Genomic DNA, 7,002 nt, shown 5'->3' on the forward strand with positions numbered 1-7,002 from the left:
CCCGCGTGCTTACCTTCCCGGACGCCTCATGGAAAGGCGGGCCTGAAGGGGGCTCGACGGGCGGGCGAGGAACCGGGCGTGCAAGCCTGCCTGCCCCGCCCGGTTTCCGGGCTCCGAGCCCAGGGGCCCGGGGCCCGGGCTTGGGGGCCCGGGCCGGCATCCGTCAGCAGGGGCTACGAGTCGTAGCCGTAGTAGCCGTCCAGGACGACGACCTTGCGGGTGGCCGGGTAGTAGAGGACGGCGCGCGTGTCGAACTCGTGGCAGTTCTGGCACGGCACGCCCTGCGTGTAGAGCCACGCCTGCACGTCGCCGCCGCCCGCGTAGGCATCAATCGCCTGGAGCAGCGCCGCGCCGTCGCCGTAGTAGTTGTTGGTGAAGAAGATGCTCTGCGAGAGGCCCGCGCGGTTGGTGTACGTGCCGCCCGCGGGGTCCGGGAACTCCCGGTCCAGCTCGGCGACCTTCGCGACCACGCCCTGGATGGTGGTGGGCGAGGACGGGCAGGACGGCGTGCGGTACGCGTCGATGGGCTCCAGGCCGTGCCATGCGCCGCTGTTGGAGCCGAGCACCCACTCCTCCTGCGCGGGCTCCAGCGCGGACGCGTCGAGCTGCGTCAGCGACAGCGGCTGGGGCGCGCCCACGTCACACGCGTTGGCCACGTACAGGCAGCGCGTCACCTGACGGTAGGTGCCGCACGAGGAGAAGTCCGTCGTGCCCGCGGGCTTGTTCTGGACGCAGTCGTAGGTGGCGGGCTGGCAGTTGGGCGACGGCCAGACGTCGTACGCATCCCCGGTGGTGAGCGCCAGGCTGGTGACGCGGGGGACGACGCGGCCCGTCTTCTGCGCCGTGCCGCCGGCGGTGAGCGCCGCGGTGAACGTGAGCGGCGTGGTGTGCGGATCCATCGCCTGGTGCATCGCCGTGTAGTTCCAGTCCAGGTTGAAGGTGTCCGCGTCCACGCGCGCCACGGTGGGCACGCCGTCCGGCGCGGCGACGGTGAGGGCGCTGGCCGCGGCGTCCACGCTGCCCCGGTAGACGAGCGGGTTGTTGCCGTTCACGACGTAGTAGGGCGTGACGTCCTGCGACACCCATACGGAGGTGGAGCCCTGGAAGTCATAGAAGCGCGGGGCCACTTCGATGCGCGCGGTGTAGTGCGTGGGCGTGCCCGTGAAGGTGTCCACCGTCACGAACAGCGGCAGGCCGGACAGCACCGAGTTGAGCTCGTGGCCCTCCGGGAGCACCACCTCCAGCCGGCGCTCGCTGATGATGTTCGCCTCGCCGAAGGCGTCGTCGGGCACGTAGCTGAACACGTTGCTCAGGTAGCGGTTCGCCGTCGCGTGCAGGATGAGCGCGCGCACGCCGTTGCGCGTCTCGAAGGTGCCCAGCGTCTCGAAGCTCAGCGTGAGCGAGCCTTCGGCCGCGTAGAGCCGCTCCACCGTCGTCGCGGCGGCGGTGCTGGTGCCCGTCGTCTCCACGGCCTCCGTGGACTCCACGGGGGCGGTGGGTTCGGCGACGGGGCCGCTACAGGCGGGCGCGGCGAATGCAACAAGACATGCAAGTCCAAGGGTACGGGGATTCATGGCGGAGCCTCCGGGGTGGGGAAGCGCCGCATAGCATGTCCGGCTGACATGGGCGGAGGCGCCCGGGTGACAATGTGACAATGTCACAATGGGTGCACGCCCGGATTGAGGGAGGGCAATCAGTTACGGGGGGATGTGCAGGCTGGGGAGAGGGAGTGCCTGGAAGGCGGCCGCAGCCCGCTGGGCCACCTGAGTGATGCGGAGCTGCTAAAGGATTTGGCCCGGCGCTGGGTGAAGCGCGGCCAGCTCGTGCGCTTTGCCCCCCATTTCAGACGACCTGCCGCGGCGTGTCGCTGCGTCCGCCGACGTGCTGGTGGCGCAGACCGACGGCAGCATGCTGCACATTCGGGGCTTGGAGCCGTAGAAGGAGGTGAAAATCAGCGGGCTATGACAAGGAGACGCTGGCGCGTCCGAGGGCGCGCCCTGGCTCAGCCGAGCGACGCTGTCAGCGCTGGCTGCCAGACGCACGGGAGCGTGACGGTGAACGTGGAGCCGACGCCGGGCACGCTCTGGACCTGGATCGAACCGCCGTGCGACTCCGCAATCCTGCGGCTGATGTACAGGCCGAGCCCCATCCCGCCATAGTTCTTGGACACGCCGCGCTCGAAGCGCTCGAAGATGAGGCCTTGCTGCTCCGGGGGGATACCGATTCCGTGGTCCCTGACCACGAGCCGCGCGCTCCCGGCCTCCTCGCCGACGAAGACCTCGATGGGCTTGCCTGGCCCGAACTTGAGGGCGTTGTGGAGCACGTGGGTCACGACCTGCGCGAGCCGCGCGGCGTCCCACTGCCCCACCACCGGCGCGGCGCACGTGAAGGACACCCTGCAGCGGGCCGCGGTCAGCTCGGGCTCGAGGCGCTCCACCACCCTGCGCACCAGCGCGCCAAGCTCGACCTCGCCGCGCTTCAGCTCCAGCCGTCCCTGCGCGATGCGCGCCACGTCGAGGATCTCCCCGGTGAGCTGCTCGAGCCTGTCGGCTCTGCTCAGCACCCGGCTGAGGCTGCGGTTCAGCAACTCCGCCGAGACGGTCCTCCCGGCCGAGGCCGCGCGGAGCAGGCCCTCCACCGAAAGCCGGAGCGATGTCACCGGCGTGCGGAGCTCGTGCGAGGCCACGGTGAGGAACTCCTCCCGCAGGCGCAGCGCCCGCTGCGTCTCGGCGAGGAGGCGCGCGTTGTCGATGGCCAGCGCCGCGCGGCGGCCCAGCTCCACCGCCAGCTCCACGTCGGCCGTCCCGAACCAGTGCGGAGAGGCCGCCGCGAACGTCAACGCCCCGAGCGGCGTGTCTCGCGCGACCAGCGGCACGATGAGCACGCTCCGCGTGCCTATCTGGTGGATGAGCGCGGCATGGTGCTCGTCGAGCGTGTAGGACCGGATCTGCTCGTCGGAGAGGTCCGGCAGGTGGAGGAGGGCCCCGCACTGGAGCACGCTCGTCACCGGCGTGGCCGTGCCGATGCGCGCGGGGTATCGCTCCGCAAGCTCACGCAGGAGCGGCTCCTTCTGCGGATCGCGGTGTGCGCCCGCCAGGCGCACGACCGTGCCCCCCTCGTCGAGGTCGATGATCGCCCAGTCGGCGAACGAGCGCGCGCACAGGCGGGTCAGCGCCTCGAACACGCCCACGTAGTCGAGCGTCGAGGAGATGAGCGCGGTCGCCTCTCCGAGCAGGAGCGCACGCCGCCCGGCCGTCTCGGCCTCCACGCGGCCGGCATGCTCGCGCTCGAGGAAGAGCGCGTTCTCGAGCGAGATGGCCGCCTGGGCCGCGAGCAGCTCGAGCGCCAACAGGCGCTCGGGCGTGAAGCTGCCGGGGACGAGGTCGTTCTCGAGGTAGAGGAAGGCGACGACCTCCGCCTGCCTGCGGACGGGGAGGCAGAGGACAGACCGCGGGCGCGCCTGCGCGAAGTACGGGTCCCCCGAGAACCGCTCCGCGTCGGCGGCCGCGTCGGCAAGCAGCACGTGCTCCCGGGTCCGCTGCGCGTACTGCAGGATGGACGCCGGGACGCGTGCCGCCAGCGCTTGCGCGGCCGGGCTGAACAGCATGCCCGGCGCCCCCTCCTCGCCCACGGCGGACTCGGCCGCGACCTCGAACTCGCCCTGGCGGGACAGGACCAGGAGGGCCCTGCGCGCCCCGCCTTGCTCGAGGACGACCCGCAAGAGCGTGCGCAAAAGCTGCTCGCGGACCATCTCCCCGGAGATGGTCTGCGAGGCCTTGACCACCGAGAGCAGGTCGAACTGCTCGGGTCGGGCCGCGAAGACGGCCGCGGGGCCGAGCGGAGGTGCCTCGTGAAGGTGCGCGTGGCGCTGTTCAAGCTGACTCACCTTCGCTTCCGCGCCCCACCGGGCGTAACAGTCTCGAGCGTCCCGAAGATAGGCAGCGGTGACGGTCACGAAGCGTCGCTCCCGGTAGAACGCCGCGGCAAGCTCGTTGGCCATGCCCTCCCAGTGGACGAAGCCGTTGGCCCGCGCCGCCCGGATGGCCTCCTCGTAGCGCCGCTCGGCCTGGAGCTCGTCTCCCGTGATTCGGGCGATCTCCGCGGACACGAGGGCGTGCTTCGTGAGGAAGTTCTCCGGGCAGCTCTGGGCCCAGAAGGCGAGCTTCTTGTTGTAGCCCTCGAGCGTCCTCGCGATCTCCCGCTGCTCTGCTTCCGCCCTCCGCGGGTGGATGCGGGCGAGCAGGAGGGCGTGAAAGTAATAGAAGGTCGCCTCCATGGGCATGGCCATCGCGGCGCTGAGCGTCTTCTTCGCTTCGTCCGCGTGATGGAGCGCCTTGGCATCGTCTCCCGCGAGATACGCCGTGATGAGCTTCATCATGTGGAAGAAGACGATGCCGCACCCGAAGGCTGCCTCGGCAATCTTCGCAAGGCACGGGGCCTCCTGGAACGCATCGTCCTCGAAGGAGGTATTCCCGCGGGTCTGTCCCTTCAGGCACGCGAGGAACTGCTGCTCCAGTCGGATCGTCTGGTAGACGGGCTCGTTGCGGGAGTCCCGTGCGAAGGCCGCGTAGCTCCGCGAGAACCTGATGACATCATCAATCGCATCGCCCCGCTCGATGGCCTGCCAGACGATCTCGAACGCGATGAAGTTCGCGAAGACCAGGTCGCCCGCATCCAGGCATGCGAGGAATCCCCGCTCCAGGATGGGGAAGTCCGTCGAGATGGGATGGCTCCAGAAATTGATGTGGTCGCCGTGGAGGTGCAGGACCGTGCCCCGTCGACTGATGTCGCCGAGCTTCTGGTTGAGCCTGATGGACATCTCCGAGAACTCGTATGCGGCACGAGGGTCATCGTAGAGGGAGACGAGCATGAAGCCGTAGCAGCTGTACCCCATGCAGGACTCGGACGTGTGGCCGAACCGGAGGGAGTGATTGACGAGCTTCAGGATGATGAGCGGGAAGATCTGGGGCCTGCTGCCAATATAGGCGGCAGGGGCCACGTTCGAGAGCAGACCAATGATGGCCCTGACGCGCGGGTCGGTGGCCTCGGCGGCATCCGCGAGGTCCGCGATGCGGCGCCCGCCCAGGTTGACCTTGACTGCCTCCGCCTCGGCACGCGTCGCCTCGCTCAGCACCGCGTCGTCTTCGGGGATGTCCACACCAAAGAACTGAAGGGCCTTGAGGCCCATCGCCACCGCCTCGTCGTATCTGCCCGCGACGTGGCAGAGCTTCAGACGGAGTTCGTACACCGTGGACTTGTCGAAGTCGGTCCTCGCTCGGGCAAGGAGGAGGTCGAACAGGGCCTCGGCCTGCTCGAACGCGCCGCCCAGGTACTCGCACTCCGCGCGTTCGGTGAAGAGGGGAAACGCGAAGTCGTAGCGGGACTCCCAGGCATCCTCTGGCAGGAGGTCCGCCGCGACGGCGAGGAAGCTCCTCGCGGAGGCATAGGCGATGGATGCCTTCGCCTTCCTTCCAGCGAGGAAGTCGAGCCTCGCAAGCGCGTCCCTCTCCGCCGGGTCGGTGATGAGGGCACGGCCGTGGTTGAGCTGGCTGACGACGTCGAAGATGCGCTCCTCGATGCCCTGTGCGTCCAGGCTCGCCAGCAGCAGGCGCCCGATCCAGAGATGGACGCCCTTCTTCCTCTCGTCCTCGATGAGCGCATAGGCCCCCTGCTGGACGCGGTCGTGCAGGAACGTGTAGACGTCGCCCTGCTGAAGCATCAGCCCTTCCCAGACCGCGTCCGAGAGCTCGCGCGCGGCCTGCTCGCCCGACTGGTTGGAGATGACGGCCAGGGTGTGCAGGTTCGTGGTGTTTCCGACGCACGCGGCGAGCTTCAACACCTCCTGTGTGGCAGGTGGGAGGCGCTTGAGCTTCCGCACCATGAGGTCGACGACGTTGTCGGTGAAGCCCTTGGCGTGGATCTTCGCCACGTCCCAGCGCCACCGAGCGGCGCCGCGGTCGAACTCCAGCAGGCCCTCCTCGTGGAGCGTGGTGAGGAACTGAATGGCGAAGAAGGGATTGCCGGCGGTCTTCTCGTGGACGAGGCGGGCCAGGGGCGCGACGGAGCCGGGGGGGCAGTGCAGGGCATCTGCGATGAACTGTCCCAGATGCTCGACGGTGAGGGGGACGAGGACGATCTCGTGCACGAGCGCGCCGGACTTCCGGATGTTGTCGAGCGTGAGCGCGAGGGGGTGGGAGGGGCCCACCTCGTTGTCGCGGTACGCGCCCAGGAGGAGGAGGTAGCGGGTCTGCGGGTGGAGGACGAGGTCCTCGAGGAGCTTCAAGCTCCCGGAGTCGAGCCACTGGAGGTCGTCGAGGAACAGGGCGAGGGGGTGCTCCTTGCGCGCGAAGACGCTGATGAACTGGCGGAACACCCAGTGGAAGCGGTTCTGCGCTTCGAGCGGAGGGAGGGGAGGAGGCGCGGGCTGCGGGCCGAGGATCAGCTCCACGTGAGGAATGATGTCGATGATGAGCTGCGCGCTCGCGCCGAGCGCCTGCCGCAGCAGCTCCCTCCAGGCTGCCACGCTCGCTTCGCTTTCGGTGAGGATCTGCTCGATCAGCTCGGCGAACGCCTGGGCGAAGGTGGAGTACGGCACGTCGCGTCGGTACTGGTCGAACTTGCCGAAGATGAAGAACCCGCGCTCCTGCACGATGGGCCTGTGCAGCTCACGGACCAGCGAAGACTTGCCAATGCCAGAATACCCTGACACCAGTACGAGCTCCGGGGTCCCCCGCTCGACGGCCCGCTCGAAGGCACGAAGGAGCTCGGTGAGTTCAGCCTCGCGGCCATAGAACTTGTGGGGAAGCTCGAAGCGGTCCGAGACATCGTGCGTTCCCAGGGCAAAGGGCACGAGCGTGCCTCTCGCCTGCCAGTCGGACAGACAGCGCTCGAGGTCGTGCTGGAGCCCGCGCGCGGTCTGGTACCGCTCCTCCGCCAGCTTGGCCAGGAGCTTGAGGACGAGGTCCGAGAGGACGCCCGGAAGGACGGGAACGAGCGCGGAAG

At 68.9% G+C, this 7,002-nt stretch carries 2 protein-coding genes; both read right to left on the reverse strand.

Annotation, left to right across the window (positions count from 1 at the left end; translation table 11 throughout):
• Positions 1–173: 173 nt before the first annotated feature.
• On the reverse strand, positions 174–1,574 hold the full coding sequence (locus tag D7V97_RS37390; RefSeq protein WP_120615386.1) for a hypothetical protein: 1,401 nt from the start codon (positions 1,572–1,574) through the stop codon (positions 174–176).
• 428 nt (positions 1,575–2,002) lie between these two features.
• On the reverse strand, positions 2,003–7,002 hold a 5,000-nt coding region (locus D7V97_RS37395), incomplete at its 5' end, for an AAA family ATPase (RefSeq protein ID WP_120615387.1).

It is taken from the genome of Corallococcus sp. CA053C (assembly GCF_003611675.1).
GTDB lineage: Bacteria > Myxococcota > Myxococcia > Myxococcales > Myxococcaceae > Corallococcus.